Source organism: Paenibacillus sp. cl123, assembly GCF_900101595.1.
Lineage (GTDB): Bacteria > Bacillota > Bacilli > Paenibacillales > NBRC-103111 > Paenibacillus_G.
The window spans coordinates 196,501-215,440 of the sequence record NZ_FMYY01000001.1 but is presented as its reverse complement, the minus strand read 5'-3'; the positions used below and the strand labels follow the sequence as shown (position 1 = coordinate 215,440).

The window sequence follows — 18,940 nt, the reverse complement described above, 5'->3', positions numbered from 1 at the left end:
CTAAGACTCCTTCTTGGCAGCCGCCGCTTCGATCGCCTCCGACAGGATCTCGCCGATCTCCTGCTGCGCCGCCTCCGCCTGGTCGCCTTCCGTAATCAGCTTAACCTTTTCCCCATGCTTGACGCCAAGAGTCAGCACATTTACAAGGCTTTTAGCGCTGACACGCTTGCCGTCCTTCTCCAGAAACACATCCGCAGCATACTTGGATGCAGTTTGCACGATTTTTTTGGCGGGTCTGACATGAAGACCGAGTACATTTTCGATCACATATTCTTTTTGCATAGTAAACAGCTCCTTGCTTCATAGTAGGGTATTTACTCTGGTCCGAATCCGAACAAGCACACCGTGCGCTATCTCTCTGCCTTACACAAGCTTCTTGATCTCATCCTTCAACCGCTCCGACTGCGGTCCGAAAATAACCTGCACCGCTCCCTGACCGAGACGCATGACGCCGGATGCTCCAAGACCTTTAAGCGACTTGTCGTCCACCGCTTTATCGTCCTTCACTACCAGCCGCAGCCGCGTGATGCAAGCATCGATGCCGATCACATTGTCCGAGCCGCCGATAGCTGTAAGCACCTGAGCCGCCTTGGAGCCGGAAGCCGCAGCCTTGAAGCCGACCGCTGTCGATCCGGGAGCCGGGACAGCATCGCCGCTGACCATCTCTTCGTCTTCGCGTCCGGGTGTTTGCAGGTTCAGCTTGACGATCAGGAAACGGAACAGGAAATAATAAACGACGGCGAATGCCAGACCAAGCGGGATCAGAACCAGCGGCTTGGTTGCAAGCGGGTAGTTAAGCAAATAGTCGATCAGACCGGCCGAGAAGCCGAAGCCGTGCTTCGCGCCGATAACATAGGTAACGTAACCGGAGACGCCCGTCAGCACAGCATGGATGCCGTACAGCAGCGGGGATAGGAACATAAAGGCGAATTCGAGCGGCTCCGTGATCCCCGTCAGAAACGACGTAAGCGCCGTACCGAACAATATTGAAGCCACCTGCTTCCTCCGCTCCGGCTTCGCTGTGTGAACCATAGCCAGCGCAGCGGCAGGCAAAGCGAACATCATGATCGGGAAGAAGCCTGTCATGAACATGCCGGCAGAACGGTCTCCGGCGAAGAAGCGAGTCAAATCCCCATGAATCACCTTGCCGGCGGCATCCGTAAAGTCTCCGATCTGGAACCAGGCGATCGAGTTGAGAATATGATGCAAACCGAAGGGCAGCAGCAACCGGTTCCCCAAGAGAAACCCTGCCGAGCCATAAGCGCCCAGTCCTACGATAAACCGGCCGAAGGCATCCAGCGCTTCCTGGACGGGCCCCCAGATCAAGCCGAAGATCAGTCCGATGAACACCATCGCGAGCGAGGTGATAATCGGCACGAAGCGCTTGCCGGCGAAAAATCCGAGCCAATCCGGCAGCTTGATATTATGGTATTTGTTATAAAAGTAAGCTGCGAATGCCCCGGAAGCGATCCCCCCTAAGACCCCCATGTTCAGCTTGACATCATCATGGATGAATCCGAAGGCCGCCGGCACCTTGCCAAGCACGTTAGTCAATACAAAGTAAGCGATTACAGCGGCAAGAGCTGCAACAGCGTCGCCGGCCAGACCGATTGCCACGCCGACGGCAAAAATCATCGGCAGGTTGTCGAAGATGGCGGAGCCGCCGGCAAACAGAAACGGCGCGATGAACTGATTCAGGAAGCCTCCTACGCTGTCTCCAAGGTGAAATTCCTTCACGTAATCGACGGCGCCGAAGCGCATCAGCAGTGCCGCCGCGGGCATCGAAGCTACGGGCAGCATCAGCGCTTTGCCTACTTTTTGAAGAGCAGCTAACATAGAGCTCAACCCTTTCGCGAATATCTTATTTTTTCAATACGACCTGCAAAGCGCCCTGTTCCCCTGCGCGAACAGTCCCGGATAGCTTGGCTTCGAGCGATTCGACTGTCTCATCTCCGTTGGCAATCACGATAGGCGTGATGACCGGATAACCCGCCGCTTTGATTTTGGCGATGTCGAATTCGATCAGCAGCTGGCCGGCCTTCACCTCATCGCCGGTTTGGACATGAGCTTTAAATCCGTCGCCCTGCAGAGCCACCGTATTAATCCCGATATGAACCAGCAGCTGAAGTCCCGAAGCATGCTCCAGAATAACCGCATGATGCGAGTGAATCAGATGAGCCACCTTGCTGTCGAACGGAGCGACCAGTCTGCCTTCGGCAGGCTCGATCGCCATTCCGTCGCCCATGTATTTTTCCGCGAACGCCTGATCCGGCACCTGCTCCAGAGGTACAGCTTCCCCTGTCAAGGGCGAGGCGATGTCGAGGCGGTTGTCGCTGGATTTATGTTTAGAGAACAATTGTTTGATCATGTTGAATTCCCTCCTTGATGTTAAGACCGATGCGGCATGTAAGCTTGGAACAACCGGTACAGATGCATGACCAAGTATCCGATTTCGTCCTCCGGTACTTCGGTGTGCAGCCTCTCCGTCATCAATTTCCCTATATCCGAAGCTATCTGGTATTCCCTGCGGTAGCGTGTCTGAAACTCCTGCATAAACGGATTGGCCACCACTTTATTCTGCGAAATCCGTTCTACGGTAAAGCGCAGATGCGTAATGAGCCGGACATAATCCATGCTTTCGCGGGGAATCTTGATACTCAGCCTCTCCTCGATAAGATCCACGCTCTCATTGATCAGATTGGAAAACTTGACCAGTTCCCCTACCGACACATCCGTGACCGCCGAGTGGACATGGAAGGCCAGGAAGCCGATCTCATCCTCCGGCACTTCGATATGGAACGTATGACTGATGATCGCCGCCGCTTGCTTCGCAATCTCGTATTCCTTGGGAAAGCAGAGCTGCGTCTCCTGCAGAAACGGATTCGTAATGTCCATGCCGTTGCGAAGCCGGTAAACAGCGAATTGGATGTGACTCGGCAGCGCGAAGTAGACCTTGCTATTCGGCTGAAGCGAGAAGGAATCCGTCACTTGCTCAATGATCTGCTCCGAGATCCGGATCACCTCCGGGTCGATTCCTTCCAGCAGCGTCTGGTATTCGCTCAGCTGATCCCGGTCATCCAAGCGAAAGCGCTTCTCGATCCGAGGGTCCTTGGCCTGAATCGTCCCGCTGCTTTTGGAAGAGAAGCCTATTCCTTTTCCAAGCAATACGTATTCTTTCCCCGAGTCGGGATCGACAACCATGATGACATTGTTGCTGATGACTCGTTCGATGCGCAGGAGACCATTAGGCTGCAAGGCGAGGGTCACCACCTTTGTTCTTAGTTCGTGCCGCTGTTTCCAGGGAACAAAAAATGAGCCAAAAAAAGAGTCTACTGGGAACAGTAGTAGTCTTTTCTTGGCTCATGCCCTTTATTCGGTAACACGCCAGTTGTTAATGTTCAATTAAAATTTCGTAGCTACAATGCCATAATAATCGAACTTCGGCTATTCGTCAACAGCAAACTTTCAGCCTTTATTTACCTTCGGCTTCCGCTGCTTCCAGCTGCTCCATGGCGGCATCGACCAGGCTGTCGAACAGCTCATCGTCTTCTTCCAGACGCGCTTCCACCGCATAGAAATCCTCTTCGCTGCCGGACTCTCCCGCGAAGCTCAGGCTGTAATTCCAGTCGCGCGAATTTTTGCTCTGCAGCGTCAGCTCGTAGTGGGTCGGCTTCTCCTGCCACTGGAAAATAACTCGTCCCAGATAGCCGTCCTCCTTGCTGTGCTCCATCGCCGCTTCTTTAATATGCGCGTCCATGATTCCGTCTCCTCCTCTAGTCTGCATAGTCTGCGGCCCGGTTCCCGGGTTCACGATCGCGGTCACGGACCTCTTCATCGTAAGCTTTGCCGCTCGGCATGAATTTATAACCGACCCCATGCACATTGATAATATAGGCCGGACATGACGGATCAGGCTCGACCTTCTTGCGCAGATTGCTGACATGCACGATAATCGTACGCGTGTCATTAAAGCTCTCTTGTCCCCAGATCTGCCGGAACAGCTGCTCATGCGTATAAGTTCTCCCCGGGTTCGAGGCCAGAAAATGCAGCAGGTCGAATTCCTTACGCGACAGCGGAATCTCCTGCCCGTCGATGCTGACGACCCGGCTCCAGCCGTCGATCACGAGCCTGCCGCCGTACACCAGCTTGGAGGGCGAATCTGACTGCGGCTCCTCCTTGCTTAGGTACGGCCTGCGCAGATGCGCCCGGACACGGGCTATCAGCTCGTTAGGGGAGAAGGGCTTCGTCACATAGTCGTCTCCGCCAAGATTGAGCGCATTAATCTTGTCCGATTCGTCCTTCATACAGCTCAGGAAGAGAATAGGGATAGAGGAAATCTCCCGCAGCTCCTGACATACCAAGAAGCCGGTCTTGCCGGGCAGAAGCACATCCAGGATCGCCAGATCCGGCCGCTCCGCCTTCATCAGCCGGGCCGCTTCGTTTCCGTCATCCGTCCAGACAACACGGTAACCGCTTTTCTCCAGATAGAGACGAGTCACCTCTCGAATCTCGGGGTCGTCTTCCACGATCATTATTGTTTGCATCGTCATGTATGGCTATCACCGTCCAAACTGGTCCAGCCTGAGGCTGGCACTTAAGATTAAGAATAGGCAAGCGCCCTCCTGAAAGTCAAGCCTTTTCTGCCGGGAGAGAGAAGCAGATGACCGTCCCCTGCTCAGGGCCGGTCCGCTCGATCCAAATCCGGCCGCCATGCCCTTCGACAATCTCTTTGGCGATGGATAGCCCAAGCCCTTTGCCGCCCGTTCGCATGTTGCGGGACGTATTGCTCGTGTAGAACCGGTCGAACACAAACGGCTGATCCTGCTCCTTGATGCCCTCCCCTGTATCGCTTACCCGGCATATCAGCTCCACCCCATCGTCCTCGAGCTCTACGAGAATCCGGCCGCCCGGACGAGTGAACTTCAGCGAATTGTAGATCAGATTGCCGTACACCTGATGCAGCCTGTCCAGATCCGCTTGCACGGTAGAGAAGCCTCCTTCACACGGGGCGTCTCCCTGGACGATCAGGTCATAGTGCAAGCCGGCTTTGTGCACATCGAGTTCATAGCGGCGGTACAAATGCTCGATCAGCCGGTCGGACGTTATCCGCTTCAGCTTGAACTCCACCTGACCCGCCTCCAGCCGCGAGAGCTGGAACAGATCTTCGATCAGCCGGTCCATGCTTTTCACTTTATCGCGAATAATCCGCAAGTAAGCCTCGCGCTGCTCCTCCGTATCGACAATCCCGTCGAGAATCGCCTCCACATGGCATTGGATCGACGTCAGCGGAGTACCCAGATCATGCGAAATATTGCTGATCAGCTGGCTTCGGGACTTCTCCAGCCGCGACATCTCTTCATTGCTGATCCGAAGCGCCTCATTAGCCGCCTCCAGATCATAGGTACGCTCGCGTATTTTCTCTTGCAGTCCGCCGTTTAGCCCTTTCAGCTCCTCCGACAGCTTCTCTTCGTTGACGAAGGCGCGTGACAGCTTCATAGACAGCAGCACCGACTGGAACAGCACGAAGATCAGCAGCGCGAATGCCGCCATCCGCTCAGTCGTCTGGATCAGCTCGTGGGCATACAGCATATCGTTAAGAACCGCTGCGCCCAGCAGCAAGCAAGGTACCAGCAGCACGGCCGCGCCGGCGCGCTTTCTGGCGAAGGCTATTGCAATCACAGACACGATATGCGCCAAGCCGAGCGCCACCAGCAGCTGCAGCACCCACAATCCCTTAGTAAACCAATAGGCGGGGAGCGACACAATAACCGCTGTATAAGCCATAACACCTACGGTCAGTACGGTATTCAGGCGCCGAGAGCTCTCTTTGGGATACAGACTGGTGAAAAATGCGGTAAATATCGGCAGTGACAACGCCGACGTGATATACTCCAGCGTGATGGCCAGCTCCCAACTGAAGCGGGGGAACAGCTTGATCAGCAGAATCTCGCCAAGCAGCGACATCCGCAGCGCAAAGATCAGACAGAAGATACCAAACCATAGCGTCGAACGCTCCTTCGTCCGCGCAGTAAACAAGCCAATCTGATAAAGCCCCATGATCAGCAAACTGCCGATCACCAGCGTGTCGAAAGCGACCGACAGCTCCTTTTCCCTGGCCACTGCCTCGAACCAGCCCAGCTCGATCGGCTGCCGAATCCCGCCCTTCTGATGATCGAAGTTGGACACCTGAAGCACCAGTTCAAGCTCCTCCTGACCGGAAGGCGTGCCCGCCAGCACAGGCAAGAACTGCGGCCTCGACAGCAGGTCCGATGTGCCTACGCGCCCGGCAGCCGCAATCGGCCGGCCGTTAATCCACAGCCTGTAGGAGGTATTGATAGCCGGCAGCCGAACGGCCAGCTCACGCTCCTGCCTGGTTAGAAGCACGCGCAGCCGGTACGTGGCGTAGCCCCGGCCGCCGATCTCCTCGCCCTTCACCAGTCCACCGTTCCATGGACCCGGCACCTTGAGGAACACGGGAGCTTCCTGCACGGCATCGCGTCCGAAGTCCGCCGGCCTGAGCAGCCGCTCCCAATAAAATTCCCACTCCCCGTTCAAGCGCACAGTCGGCTTCTGCTTCCATTTCCAGCCCCGCAGATCAAGCACCCCTGCCTCAGCCGACGGCCCGGGCGGGCTGAACACAACCTGCCTGCTCCCCAGCGCAAGCACGAACAGCAGCAGGGCAAGGAGCAGGAAAGGGATTATCTTCATATTCAAATGTCGGCGCACTTGTAAACTCCTGGCTATCCGGACGAACCGGTTAATCTTCTTTTCCAGAAATTCGACAAAGCCTATGACAATTCCTGCTAACTCGAAGGAAGCAGCTTACTGACGAATAAAGGACAGAGCCGCGTCCAGCTCTCCCTGCCGGCTGTTCGCCAATACCAGATCGCTTCTTCCATTGCCGTCCACATCCGCGATCAAAAGCGCGGACTCGTCCGCCGGGGCGCCCCATGGTCCGAAGCCTGACAGCAGCCCCCAGCCTCCGTCCGCCTTAGCCAGATAGACGGTGCCTATCATCCGGCGCTTGTTCCATCTCAGCACATCCTCCAGCCCGTCGCCGTTAAAGTCGCCGAAGCGAAGCTTGCCGGTCTCGGCAGGAACATCCAGCTCCACCCTCTCCACCTTCCACGCGAGCGCGGAGGCATCCGGCGTAAACTCGACGCCTTCCGAGGCACCTTCCTTTATGGAAATCAGCGCCCCTCTTTCCCCCATCCGGGGCTCAAGGTCCGCGCGCAGCTCGCTGCGGAATTTGTAAGGCTTCAGCGCCTTCGCCTCGTTACCATGGATCAGCCATCCATACAGCTCCCGGCGGTCCTGCGATAGGCCAGCCACCAGCGTTCCTCCATCCGCAAGCGGCATGGCATAAAGGCGGCTCCAGCCTCGGGGCTCAATTCTCCAGCTGCCTACCGGCCCAAAGCGGCCGTTTGACGCCTCATACCGCTGCAGCTTCCCGCCCGGCCCCGCCGTCCATAGGCTGCAAGGTCTTTCTTTGTCTCGGTCGCTGACTGCAGCCGCTGCCCCCTGGCGGTACTCAGCGCTGCCCCATTGCTCCAAGGCGCCTGGCGACGTATTGCGCTGCTCGCGGAACCGTCCCCGCTCCAAATAAATTTTGCCGTCCGTCTCGCTCCAATAGATCGCATCCGCCTGGCCGTCCCCATCCGCATCGCCCAGCAGCTGCTTCGCCGGACCAATCCGTCCATCAGCCTTGATATGATGGGCCGGCGTGAAGGGGACATAATCCTGAATGGAATAAAACTTGTAGCCCTTGGCCTTCAGCCCGCTCACCAGACGCTGGAGCACACTTTTATTCGGAGCGGTATATTGAAATTGAGGAATGCCGTCGCGGTAGCTGGGTTCCCGGTCCTCGTCCAGCACAGGTGCCAAATGACTGAACTCCAGAAAAGGATGGTAGAAAAACGAGGGCGCTTGCCCGGTCTTGCCGATCCTATCCAGGATCACCTTCTCATCCTTATTGTAAGGAATATAATCGAGCGGCGTCGGGACATAAGCCGATGCCAGCGTCGGCTCTCCGTAGCCGGAATTGCGTTGATTCAGATACAACGCGTCCGGAGCATCCCGGTGGAATTGCACCTCGGCCTGGTAGCTGAGTCCGAAGTAGGAGCGGAACACCTCATCCTGCGCGCCCGTCGTATGATAATGCGGAGCCTCCCAGAACTGCGGCGTTATGCCGGCGCGGTCCAGGATTGCGAGCCCTTCCTTCACCCTCTTCTCCGCAAAGGCCGGAGTCAATGAATTCGGCACATCCGCGACGTCAAACTCGTTGCCGATCCCTGACTCGTGATGCCCATCGTCTCTGCGGCTCGAGCCGATCTGGTGCGTGTACCCGTGCATGCCGAGCGTTGCGCCGCCGGAAGCCGCCTCCAGGAGGACCCGGCGGAAGGACGCCGTGTAAGGATCATCCTCCTTATCCAGCGGGACATCGTAAGCCGGGCCATCCTTGGGGTAGTCGATCCAACGCGGGATCACCCCGATATGATAGGAGACGCCCTGCTCCTGCAAATAGTCCAGCACCGCCCGCAGCTTCCCCAGCTGCTCCAACGATGCATACTGCCCCCCGGGGCCGATGTCCTCCAGCCGCATCAGGACGAAGGGCTGGACGCGCGGTTCTCCTTGAACGTCCGTCAGACGGTAAGCCGTTACAAGCGAACCCAGCACAGCCATGGACAACGCCAGCCGAACCCATTTCAACCTGACCTTCCGAAGATTTTTCCATATATTCATAGTTAAGCAGACCCCTTTCTTCGGGAAGTAACGCTATTGTGTCAGGGCGGGCTCTGCATACTTTCTCCCGTCGTTTACGCCGGCTTTACAAGCGCTTTCATACACAGGTACATAGTGAACTGCCAGGACCTTCAGTCCCCTAAAGCCGCTGTGCGCGCCTGTTCTACCGACATAAATCGATTCCTGCTGTCGAATCTATTATATGACAAGATAATAGACAATGTAATATGCTAGGAGGAGAAAAGTTTGGAAAACCACCTTCAATCCATCACTGCCGAACTGCTCGCTCTTCACCGCAAATACGCCTGCATCGACGACAACTTCAAAAAGCTCGATAAAATGTTCAGTTCCATCGAGGACCGGATGTCCGAGCTCGAAACCCAGGCCTCCGAATTGCCGGCTGGCCGGAACTAATTACAGCATTGTATGCGAATCGGTATAAGCTTTTGACTCTTGAAATCACCCGGGAAGCGGTATAGACTTGGCCCGCGTCCCTATCGACGCAGGCTCGTAGTCGAAACATGGAGAAAAAAGCCTGGCCTTGGCTGAGGAGTATTCACTTATCGCTGCTTGCTTGGTGAATTGATACAGCGGGCGGTTGCGTGTCCGTAAGCTTGCAAAATTTCGCGCGTAGCTCTGAACAAAATCATAAATCCTGCCGGTAGCCGAAGCCCGGGAAATGCGCCAACATGGCGTATCTCCCGGGCTGCTTAGTGCTTGTTGCTGAACGTTTGCTGGGCTCGTAGACTGCTCATTGTGTAGTGATGCTCGTTGATCGGGCTCGTATGCTGCTCATTGGGTGATGAGGCTCGTTGCTCAGGATCGTGCTTTGCTCATTGGGTTGTGAGGCTCGTTGTTTTTAGGCTCGTGCTCTGCTCATTGAGTGATGAGGCTCCTTGCTCAGGCTCGTGAACAGGGGCTCTTCCCTGTCATGCGCGTTTGATAGCCTGAATCCGAATTCTCCGGTAATCCGCTTCCCAATACTCGCCGTTGTGCAAAGTCGGTCTCATGGTCCGTATGCAGCGTTCTATCACCTCTTCGCGATTCTTCGGACCCAGCCCCTCCAGAAATACGCCGGCAAACGCATTCAACCAATGCCGCATCCCCTGCTCCCCGTCACTTAACCGTGTCGGCCGATCATAAAGCTGGGCATAGCCTACCTCGAAGCCCTGCCTCTCCAATACAGATGCATATTCTCCGATCGTCGGAAAATACCACGGATATCTCGCCCGCCAGTCAATGCCATACGCCTCAACCTCTTGGCAGATGGCCTGAACGATCGTCTGCACATTCCCAGAACCTCCGAATTCCGCTACAAACCGCCCTCCCGGCTTAAGCGCCAGCCAGACCGATTCCGCTACCCTCTCCGGCCGCTTCATCCAGTGCAGTGCCGCGTTGGAGAATACCGCATCATAAGGCTGCTCTCCCGGCTGAAGACGAAAAGCCTCTCCATCCGCCTGACGAAACGTCAGCTTGGGATATTTCACCTTCGCCTGATCAATCATCTCCTGCGAATAGTCGATGCCCGCACATTCCGCTCCGGAGCGACTGATCTCCTCCGCCAAATCTCCGGTACCGCATCCAAGATCCAGAATACGTTCCCCCGGCTGCGGGTCCAGTAGAGCCACGACACCTTTCCCTAATTCGGAGACAAAATGAATCTGCTGATCGTAATGCTGCGCGTTCCATTGCTGGGCTGGTATAGGGTTGTTGGACATTGAGTACCACTCCTCTCTTGTTGAGTTTATTATGGGGGATGGAGTGGTTATTGGGGAAATATATAGAAGTGATAGAGGTTATAGATATTTATAATAATAGAACAAGCACTGCTTTCCGTAATGGAGAACAGTGCTAGTTAAGTCAAAATTATAAATCATCGGGATTGATATTATACAGTTTCATAGTTTGTATTTTCTCATATTCGTATTGCGACGCAATTCACTAAAGCTCATTTGATTCATTTAATGGTGCTTAACCTTCTTCGTTAAACACATAATGTGCTGAAATACTTGAATTTAGCATTTGCTTCTTTTGCATTTTTTGCAAGGTAAGCTACCTCATATTCTGTCACTCGAATATTCATTGATATTATTCTACGTAGCTGAAATTATTTTCAGCATCCTTTAATAATGGCGCTTTCTCATCTTTCTCTGATAATATCGGGGTAATACCCAAAGGCCATTTTATTCCGACATCAGGGTCATTCCAAATAATACCCCTATCACAATCGGGTGCATAAAGTTCGTCTACTTTATATTGTACTTCAACATCATCCGTTAAAGTTATAAACCCGTGCGCAAAGCCTTTTGGAATTAATAATTGCTTTTTGTTTTCTGCCGTCAACTCAATGCCAAACCATCCGCCAAAAGTAGGGCTACCTTTTCGAATATCTATGGCAACATCGTAAATAGCTCCCTTAGTGCAACGAACAAGTTTCGTTTGCGCTTTAGGATTTAATTGATAGTGTATTCCTCTTAACGTACCTTTGCTTGATGAATATGAATGATTGTCCTGAATAAACTTCAAATTTCCAGTCTCTAAAAATTTGGCTTCATTGTATGTTTCCATGAACCAGCCACGATGATCACCGAATAATTGCGGCTCAACAATGGTCACTCCAGCTAGATTACATTTAGTAAATTTCATTTTCAAACCTTCTTTCATATTCCTAATATTGTATTCCCCCATTGGCAAGTATGATCATATCCAGTTTTACTAAGTTTCTCGCCCCATATTCTAACAAGCTTCAAGCTGAACTCTAATTCTCTTCTTACAGAGGTACTTAAATTTCATCCATCCCTGACCCGAATTCCGGCAGGTAGAGCATATACTGGAAAATGAAGAGGCTGAAGCCACTTTGCCATGTTTATTTATCATATGATGAGAAGCCTGGCATTCGTGCTATTGAAAACACAACTGACGATTTATCCCAGGTTCAGGGAAGCATTCGACACGTGGACGTGATTTCGAATACAAGCTTGACGATACACTCATAATTCCTTCCATATATATGTACCTTTTAAAAAAAAATGAATTTTTAAGCCTTCTTGGCTAAATGATTCTTTAGTTGAATTCAAAATTTATCGCCGATGAATTGGTCTTAGGGCTGTCAAGAATTCTGTGTAAGCTCTGTTGAGGTCCTTTCCCTGGAGGAGGATATTTCCATAAACGCAAATTTTGTCCGACCCGGACCCGATCCAAAGAAAGCTCCTAGAGTTTGAATAGCATCTGTCCCCCAGTTCTACAGACATGCGAGTGACGTCCATGGTAGCCAAGTAGACATTTTAAGCAATATTCGCGCTGTGGAAGATATTCTTGCCTTAGTTACTCACCACAATTGGCGATGATAACTCTCAAGGATGTTCGTAGTGTAAGCCGGCCAACGAATCTCCGGTGGATGGCTTGAGAAAAGCCGGTCAGATGATCTACGTTGGTAATCAGGATGTCCTGTACACCGCAGTATTTCAACTCGTTAAAGCAATTGGTCCAAATCGTGGCTCCACTGCTCATTTGTCTACCGTTCATTGAGGCATTTCAGCCGTTCAGTATGTTCAGCACTAGTTGAAAGGCCTCACCTACGGTCGTCCGACAGTCCTCTGGCACCTGCTCAGGACGCAACGCCAGATCCGTTCATGAGGCCACTCAATCGCGAAATTTTTTGGTCTGCATGTCCATCATCCGTTCCCTAATCGACTTTCGATTTTTAATTCCGGTTGATACCGAAGGTAGGTACCCATTTATGCATCAAAATGTCCGGACGTGAGAGCAATAAGGTTATAGTTTGACTGAATAAAAAAACACAGTCCGAAGACTGTGTTTCCCTTGGGAGTTTTGTTTAATATCCAAGTGCCCTTCTCTGCTCTTCTTTTCTGGCTTCATATTGTGAGCTGAGTTCCGTCACTTTTGCTGTTGTATATTTATTGGCTATTAATTCAGCCGATAATTCTTCCATCCAACCGTAGAATCTGCTGTCATATTCAGCTAATTGAGCTATGGCATCGGCTTTAATTTGTTTATAGTTTTCCGGGTGTTCAAAAAACTCCTTCAATTTCCCTTCAAAATAAGCCCTGGCTTCGGATTCCAACGCAGCACTCCGAGTTAAGTACGGAGTGACTATATCTGTTTCGGACTTGGCCGTAGTTGAAGAGCCTCCCCCAATAGCGCCACCACCACCGCCTGCCGGAATAGCAGGAGTATCTTTCTTCGCCTCAGCGGCTTTCTTCTCTTCAGCAGCCTTCTGAGCCGCTGCCTTCTCCGCCGCGGCTTTGGCTGCGGCTTCTTTATCGGCTTTCTCTTTGGCCGGCGAGACGGCCGAAATCGTATAGCTCGTTGCATTCCACTCGATCTTATTGCCTACCGACTCTGAGAAAAACCTCAGTGGCACATACAGCTTGTTATCCACGAACAAGCCGGGCAGCTCTTCGCTAATCTCCTTCTCTTTGCCGTCAAACACATAGGTTACCTTTTCCTGATAAACCTCAATGTTCGAAGCGGCCAATTCGGTCGTATCAAACTTATCGCGCAGCTTGCCACCCCGCACTTTGGTGTTGAGATTGAAGTCGGCAATCTCCAGCTTATCTTTTTCCTTCGGTTCTTCTACGGATACCGTATAACTGTCGCCATCCCATTGTACAGCCTTGTTCAGGGAATACGAGATGAACCGCAGCGGCACATAAGTATTGCCTTCAAAGATGAAAGCTTGTTGATCCTTCGGCGGAGCTACCTGCTGACCATCAAAAACGAATTGGAGCGGAACATAGAACACATTGACATTTTTAGGGGTCTGGGCTGCAAAGGCTGTCGCCGACAAACTTGAGACAAACAAAGCTCCGGCCAATACAGCTGCTTTCAAACTACGCATCATTTCAATCTCCCTTATACTCTATTATTCTTAATTAAGAACAATCATTTAGAAACAGCCACCCGAACGGCATCAATCTCGGCTTGCGTAAACTTGGAATAAGCGATCTTCTTCAGCTCAGCCTTTTTCTCGGAAGTTAATTCCCCACTGGCCATCTTCCTGATGTTATTAATTTCTGAAGCCGTAAATCGACCCATGACGAATTTGACCGCCGCCTGCCTGTCCGAGAATTGAAGGTCGGACTTGGGGTTGGAAGATGAGTCCGTACTTGTGGTTGGTGGCTGCGGGGACGAGTTTGTCTGCCCGTCTTCTGATCCTGCTGAATGAGCGGCTCCTGCAGACCCTGCTGAGGTATTCCCTTCGGAAACTTTCCCTGTTACCGCTCCATTGCTACCCTCGGTAGGCTTACTGGGCTCTTTACCTGGCGTAGCCGTGCTATCCAGATTGGAAGCTATCAGCTTATCTAATTCCCCTGACAGCTCAGAATCCTTAGCCAGCTTGGAGGAGAGCTCTACAGCGATCTTATCAGCGGCTAGGTTCAGAGCATATTTGTAAGCCATGTAGCCGCCTCCGCTGAGAACTACAGCGATAAAGACTAGACTAATTAGTCCTTTTTTTCTCAATCGTCTCACTCCTTATCTTGTTTGGCAGGTTGTTATTTTTAGACTCCTCCCTGCATTGTATGTTTGTCAAATAGAGTTGACACGTAGAATCGAGAAAATAAGCAGATTTTTTTGATACATATATTCAAAACTAGTAGATGTTTAATACCCGGTTTCGACAGTCACGTATATCTTATTAAGAAATTTCAATCTCAATTGTATCCTATTAGTTACAAACTTTTCTTCTTAATAGCTGGATTACCTGCATATAGTGAATTTGATTCGCAATCTTTTATAATGATGGAGCCTGCTGCTATAATACAGCCTTCACCAATTGTTACTCCAGGCAAGATAACACAATTCGCGCCAATCCAACTCCCGTTACCTACTTTAATTGGTTTGTAGACATTACGGCCAGCTCTTTGGATGTTACCTCCATCTTCATGTGAAATAGTGCAAAATGTCACATTCATACCGACATAGCAATTCACCCCTAATTCTATTTTCCCGTTCATATCATTACCAGAATGAAATTGAGAGAAATAATTCACAAAACTTCCTTGTCCTATAGATACGAATTCAGAATTGAAATAACAGTTAGGTCTTATTTCTTTAGGAAATATTTTAATACCCATTAAATTATATAATTTAAGTCTAATTTTCAAAGGGCAAATGTGACTATTAGCCAAGCCATTTACTATTAATCTTTTAAATATATTCATACTCCCCTCCAAGTTCTTTTTATTACTATAAGCAATAGATACCCTTATCCTTACTTCGACATATCATTAACTTTAAACCCGAGAATGCATCTTCCAATATAAAATTGTAGTGATTCATCTTTCATTCACCAGATTTATCTAAAAAACTAGATCGTGCTATTATAAATCCAGATATGCTCCAAGTTAAAAACTCTATCCCAGTAGTAAATATCGTAACTTCAAATAGCCCTTGAATGAAGATTATAAACAGTAAATTAATACCCGCCCTTATAAAAGTATCCAGTTTGTAAAATTGTATTCCTCTTTTAAAAACTTTAACAATACAATATATATAAATAATAAACCCAATTATTCCTCGTTGCACTAAGAGTTCAATGATCCAATTATGACTTTTTGATTGACCTAAAACATATCCAAATCCGTTACCTAAAAATATGTGTTGAGAAAACCTTAATAATTCATTCTCAAGTATTAATAATCTTCCAGAAGTTATTTTATCTATAAAACTTAAATATGGATTGGTATAACTTGTGTTATAAGTAGTAAACTGCAGATCAGAAACAATAACACCCAAAAATTGTAAAACAAAAATAAAAATACACCCAAGAACTGCCGTTAAAAACACAATAATATATAACTTGGTCTTTCGATCTACTGACTTATCACTAACAACAAATTTATATATTTTTTTAACTACAATAAAAAATAGAAACAGAACCACCAATGACAATGCATTTTTGGAACGGCAGAGGACTAACGCATACAATATCAATCCAGAGATAATAATTGTTAATCTATTTCGCTTGAAAGTAATTATAAAAATTAAGAGAGGCAACAAATATGCTGCAATTAAATTAGAAGAGCCGATTGGCAAATTCATAAAGCCTTTTACTGCAATATTGCTGAAATTACCAAAGGAAAGATTTGAAAAATAATGGAGTTCTGTCATAATAACTTGTATTGAAATTATCACCGATATTAAACAAACTATTTTAAATATTTTATTAGTAAAATCTAATGTAGACTTCATACAAATATAGTACGAAGTCAAGGAAATTAGCAAGGGGAAGTAGTTGCCCCAGTAGCTACTAGTAATTTCAGCATAAACAATAGGTATGAGACTTAGAATGGCGCCATAAAATAAACCTAATGTTATTTTATCAAATAATGGTCGTTTAAAAAAAGAACCTAAAACAAATAAAATACAAATAAGAGTCGTAACATAAAGAACATTTGCTTTAATATGATAAACATAAACCACTCTACTGGATTCAACACTACCAGAAATAGCAAAACAAAAGGTAATGAAAAGTATAAAGAAGTAGATTACTGGCTGGTCAACCTTCTTGTTTATTATTAAATTATCACCATTATTTTTTATTAGTCTCACAATAATACTCTTCCCTTTACCTAACAAATTTCGTTTCAATATCTAAAAATCAACTAATTTAAAATATATCCTTATACCTATGACTCCATTCTACCAATTAATGCTTCCGATTATTTACAGCTAACTCTTCTTTTATTTTTGTTGTCGATATCTCTGGTGTTCTATCTAAATAAACTACCTCGCAATATTCCATTAAAAAATCAAACTTTCCCCTCCAATCATTCCCCATAACAAAGACGTCCACTTTAAACTCTTTGATATTATCAATTTTTTGATCCCAACTTTCTTCGGGTATGACCAAGTCTACGTAACGAATTGACTGGACCAATTTTTTCCTTTCTTCATAAGAGAAAAAGCATCTTTTACCTTTGATTTCATTAAACTCATTCGTTGATAGTGCTACTATTAAATAATCACCGTGGTTCTTTGCTCTTTTTAAGAGATTTATATGTCCATAGTGTAGTAAGTCAAAAGTCCCGTAAGTAATCACCTTTCTCATTTAATCCTCTCCCAACTCAATTTGAATTATTTTATGACGGTTACCTCTTTTATCTTCTGGAGGAGGTGTCATATAATCACCATAGAAGTAAGTTAAATACTCTCTGTATTCTCCTGGACAAGATAATTCATGCCCTTCAAATTTTATAGTGGTTAAACAATCCACCCAAATGCGATTTATCGTTTCTTTCCAATAACCATAGGCCCCACCAAATGTAACTACATAATCAGATTTATGAGAATTATATTTAGTCATTTCTTCCCCAAGCATTCTTTTCAGTTTATCTAGAGATATTGTTTTTGTTAATATTTTCATAAGCATGTATATAATTTTTTTAAAATGCTCATTTTTATCCCATACCTCGTAACCCTGCTTAGTTATAATAAGTCGTTTTAACACATAAGTTTTATAATTTTGATTTTTTTTCTTGTAATTGTTAATTGGAACATTATCAAAAGGAAAAATATCTATATATATACCGCTATGTAAATTAGATTTAGAAGAGTTCTGCTCAATAAACTTAGTCCCCTTCTTCCTTAATTTTGCAATAGGTAATGCAAAATGAACATCTGTATCCCAAGTTTGTAAAAAATATTCTTTTTTCATTTCTTTCTTTGCTATGTGTACAAATCTTTCATAATCTTCTCGAATCATTCCAATATCTAGATCATCATCCCAAGGAATAAATCCCTTGTGTCTAACAGCTCCTAGCAACGTGCCGGCAATAATAAAATATTTTATATTATGTTCTTGGCATAATCTTTTTACTTCTAATGCCATTTCTAGTTGTACTTTATGCACTTTTTCCATTATATTCATTGCCTAACGCCCACTTTCAAATTAATAACTTTAATTGAATTTATTTGGTTCAATAAGTTTATTAATCAACTTTGCAGTAAATTTAGGAGTAGCATCATAAAATAACTCCTCTACCTCTTCATACAACATCCGAGAACTTGAATGTTTTTGGCAGAATTCTACAAATAATTTAATGTTTTGTTCCAAGTTACCAAGCTCTTGTTTTAAACATAAAGCCAATGAATATTTTTTTAGTATTTTTAGATTTACATCTTCATCTACAGTATAAAAATGAATAATAGGCTTCCCTGCAGACATGTACTCGAAAATTTTGCTGGACATTTGGATCCCTTTTTTTTCAGCAATACTGATTAATATACTACTGCGTGCAACCTCTCTATCAACGATTTCTTTATCGACACTTCCATGGTTTATAATTTTTTCAGGAAAATTACAACAATACTTATTAACAATCTCATCACAATTTCCTACAATATAAAAGTGCAATTTTGCTTTTTCTAAATTGCAGTTTCGGAAAAGTTCTAGTAAATAATGAGGTGTAACATAATTTTTGTATAGGCCACCAATGTAAGAAATAGTAATTTCATTATCATCATTGCTTATTTTATTTGAATATATATTTTCTAAGATAAGTGGATGTTCAATAAAGTTTATATTTTTAAATTCTGAAAGATTATTAAAAAAATGTTTATTTAATGAATGCATTGCTAAAATACTAAAAGAATTTGAAAATACAAATTTTTCCAAATCTAAGTGCCATTTTCTTTTAAACAATTTATTTATATAATATCTGTGTAAAGTATCACTACCAGTAAACTGATCAAATAAATACGGAATCAATATAGACTTATTGTGGGGCTGATTTACAAATTTTGATGCCGCTACCACACTTTCAAAGGGCATACTAGCCGGAATAATTACATCAACTGGTTCTTCTATTTTATTAAGTGCATCTACATATGAATTTATTAATTCCTTATTAATAGAAACCTTAGAAAATATAGTTTTTATTACTTTTGAAATTCTATATACATTTAAGGTAAACTTACAAATCTGCTTATATATCCTTCTTTTAGAATGTATCCCTATATTAAGTTTATTTCTAAATTTATCTTCCCACGTCTCTACTCTAATAATCCGTTGGTTATGGAAATATTCTATATTTATTTGCTCCGTAAATTTTTTTTTACAAATAACTGTAACTTTATTGTTCTTCTCCAATTCAGCAGCGACATTCCCCACACATTTCCCCACAGCAGAATAATACGGATAATAACTTCCTACAATAAATACTATATGCACACC

Annotated in this window: 19 protein-coding genes; 1 reads left to right on the top strand and 18 read right to left on the bottom strand. The window is 46.9% G+C overall.

Translation table 11 applies throughout. From position 1 onward, the window contains the following. The 8 genes from BLR08_RS00975 to BLR08_RS00940 all read right to left on the bottom strand — a co-directional run bounded on the left by BLR08_RS00975 (position 1) and on the right by BLR08_RS00940 (position 8,742). Positions 1–282, bottom strand: coding sequence for an HPr family phosphocarrier protein (locus BLR08_RS00975; protein ID WP_072330106.1), 282 nt, complete (start codon positions 280–282; stop codon positions 1–3). A gap of 81 nt (positions 283–363) precedes the next feature. Continuing rightward, the gene (locus BLR08_RS00970) at positions 364–1,836 is read right to left on the bottom strand and encodes a PTS transporter subunit EIIC (RefSeq protein ID WP_072330104.1); all 1,473 of its coding nucleotides are present in this window, start codon (positions 1,834–1,836) and stop codon (positions 364–366) included. A gap of 25 nt (positions 1,837–1,861) precedes the next feature. Continuing rightward, entirely contained in the window at positions 1,862–2,368 is a 507-nt protein-coding gene (locus BLR08_RS00965) for a PTS sugar transporter subunit IIA (RefSeq protein WP_072330102.1), read from the bottom strand. Between the two features lie 20 nt (positions 2,369–2,388). After that, complete coding sequence (glcT, locus tag BLR08_RS00960) at positions 2,389–3,255, bottom strand: glucose PTS transporter transcription antiterminator GlcT (protein ID WP_072330100.1); 867 nt, start codon at positions 3,253–3,255, stop codon at positions 2,389–2,391. A 217-nt stretch (positions 3,256–3,472) separates the two neighbouring features. Next, entirely contained in the window at positions 3,473–3,757 is a 285-nt protein-coding gene (locus tag BLR08_RS00955; protein WP_072330098.1) for a hypothetical protein, read from the bottom strand. A 16-nt stretch (positions 3,758–3,773) separates the two neighbouring features. Further along, positions 3,774–4,550 (bottom strand): response regulator transcription factor, encoded by a 777-nt coding sequence (locus tag BLR08_RS00950; RefSeq protein ID WP_083537041.1) that lies wholly within the window; start codon positions 4,548–4,550, stop codon positions 3,774–3,776. 79 nt (positions 4,551–4,629) lie between these two features. Then, positions 4,630–6,726: a sensor histidine kinase gene (locus BLR08_RS00945; RefSeq protein ID WP_090585816.1), complete on the bottom strand. Its 2,097-nt coding sequence runs from the start codon at positions 6,724–6,726 to the stop codon at positions 4,630–4,632. Positions 6,727–6,822: 96 nt separating this feature from the next. Next, entirely contained in the window at positions 6,823–8,742 is a 1,920-nt protein-coding gene (locus tag BLR08_RS00940) for a DUF2334 domain-containing protein (RefSeq protein ID WP_072330096.1), read from the bottom strand. A gap of 246 nt (positions 8,743–8,988) precedes the next feature. On the opposite strand from BLR08_RS00940, the gene BLR08_RS30925 reads away from it, so the two are divergent. Beyond that, entirely contained in the window at positions 8,989–9,156 is a 168-nt protein-coding gene (locus BLR08_RS30925; protein WP_176835381.1) for a hypothetical protein, read from the top strand. 515 nt (positions 9,157–9,671) lie between these two features. On the opposite strand, the gene BLR08_RS00935 is transcribed toward BLR08_RS30925, so the two are convergent. From BLR08_RS00935 to BLR08_RS00895, 10 genes are all read right to left on the bottom strand, one after another. Beyond that, on the bottom strand, positions 9,672–10,460 hold the full coding sequence (locus tag BLR08_RS00935) for a class I SAM-dependent methyltransferase (RefSeq protein ID WP_072330094.1): 789 nt from the start codon (positions 10,458–10,460) through the stop codon (positions 9,672–9,674). 370 nt (positions 10,461–10,830) lie between these two features. After that, the gene (rfbC, locus tag BLR08_RS00930; RefSeq protein ID WP_072330092.1) at positions 10,831–11,388 is read right to left on the bottom strand and encodes a dTDP-4-dehydrorhamnose 3,5-epimerase; all 558 of its coding nucleotides are present in this window, start codon (positions 11,386–11,388) and stop codon (positions 10,831–10,833) included. Positions 11,389–12,066: 678 nt separating this feature from the next. Beyond that, positions 12,067–12,252, bottom strand: a complete 186-nt coding sequence (locus BLR08_RS32055) for a transposase (protein WP_371117076.1) — start codon at positions 12,250–12,252, stop codon at positions 12,067–12,069. 325 nt (positions 12,253–12,577) lie between these two features. After that, positions 12,578–13,606: a copper amine oxidase N-terminal domain-containing protein gene (locus BLR08_RS00925; protein WP_083537039.1), complete on the bottom strand. Its 1,029-nt coding sequence runs from the start codon at positions 13,604–13,606 to the stop codon at positions 12,578–12,580. Positions 13,607–13,647: 41 nt separating this feature from the next. Next, positions 13,648–14,226, bottom strand: a complete 579-nt coding sequence (locus BLR08_RS00920) for a hypothetical protein (RefSeq protein WP_072330089.1) — start codon at positions 14,224–14,226, stop codon at positions 13,648–13,650. Positions 14,227–14,435: 209 nt separating this feature from the next. Beyond that, a complete protein-coding gene (locus BLR08_RS00915; RefSeq protein ID WP_072330087.1) occupies positions 14,436–14,927 on the bottom strand; it encodes an acyltransferase in 492 nt (163 codons plus the stop codon). A gap of 121 nt (positions 14,928–15,048) precedes the next feature. Next, positions 15,049–16,317, bottom strand: a complete 1,269-nt coding sequence (locus tag BLR08_RS00910) for a hypothetical protein (RefSeq protein WP_072330085.1) — start codon at positions 16,315–16,317, stop codon at positions 15,049–15,051. A 97-nt stretch (positions 16,318–16,414) separates the two neighbouring features. Next, positions 16,415–16,816 (bottom strand): glycerol-3-phosphate cytidylyltransferase, encoded by a 402-nt coding sequence (gene tagD, locus BLR08_RS00905; RefSeq protein ID WP_072330083.1) that lies wholly within the window; start codon positions 16,814–16,816, stop codon positions 16,415–16,417. Next, entirely contained in the window at positions 16,817–17,635 is an 819-nt protein-coding gene (locus BLR08_RS00900) for a LicD family protein (protein ID WP_072330081.1), read from the bottom strand. A 30-nt stretch (positions 17,636–17,665) separates the two neighbouring features. Continuing rightward, on the bottom strand, positions 17,666–18,937 hold the full coding sequence (locus BLR08_RS00895) for a glycosyltransferase (protein ID WP_143014309.1): 1,272 nt from the start codon (positions 18,935–18,937) through the stop codon (positions 17,666–17,668). Positions 18,938–18,940 lie beyond the last annotated feature (3 nt).

Bases quoted from the DNA above. Each gene is read 5' to 3' on its own strand.
- BLR08_RS00975 (WP_072330106.1), bottom strand. From the start codon at position 282: ATGCAAAAAGAATATGTGATCGAAAATGTACTCGGTCTTCATGTCAGA.
- BLR08_RS32055 (WP_371117076.1), bottom strand. From the start codon at position 12,252: ATGAGCAGTGGAGCCACGATTTGGACCAATTGCTTTAACGAGTTGAAA.
- BLR08_RS00935 (WP_072330094.1), bottom strand. From the start codon at position 10,460: ATGTCCAACAACCCTATACCAGCCCAGCAATGGAACGCGCAGCATTAC.
- BLR08_RS00950 (WP_083537041.1), bottom strand. From the start codon at position 4,550: ATGACGATGCAAACAATAATGATCGTGGAAGACGACCCCGAGATTCGA.
- BLR08_RS00965 (WP_072330102.1), bottom strand. From the start codon at position 2,368: ATGATCAAACAATTGTTCTCTAAACATAAATCCAGCGACAACCGCCTC.
- rfbC (WP_072330092.1), bottom strand. From the start codon at position 11,388: ATGAAATTTACTAAATGTAATCTAGCTGGAGTGACCATTGTTGAGCCG.
- BLR08_RS00955 (WP_072330098.1), bottom strand. From the start codon at position 3,757: ATGGACGCGCATATTAAAGAAGCGGCGATGGAGCACAGCAAGGAGGAC.
- BLR08_RS00900 (WP_072330081.1), bottom strand. From the start codon at position 17,635: ATGAATATAATGGAAAAAGTGCATAAAGTACAACTAGAAATGGCATTA.
- BLR08_RS00970 (WP_072330104.1), bottom strand. From the start codon at position 1,836: ATGTTAGCTGCTCTTCAAAAAGTAGGCAAAGCGCTGATGCTGCCCGTA.
- tagD (WP_072330083.1), bottom strand. From the start codon at position 16,816: ATGAGAAAGGTGATTACTTACGGGACTTTTGACTTACTACACTATGGA.
- BLR08_RS00940 (WP_072330096.1), bottom strand. From the start codon at position 8,742: ATGAATATATGGAAAAATCTTCGGAAGGTCAGGTTGAAATGGGTTCGG.
- BLR08_RS00925 (WP_083537039.1), bottom strand. From the start codon at position 13,606: ATGATGCGTAGTTTGAAAGCAGCTGTATTGGCCGGAGCTTTGTTTGTC.
- BLR08_RS00915 (WP_072330087.1), bottom strand. From the start codon at position 14,927: ATGAATATATTTAAAAGATTAATAGTAAATGGCTTGGCTAATAGTCAC.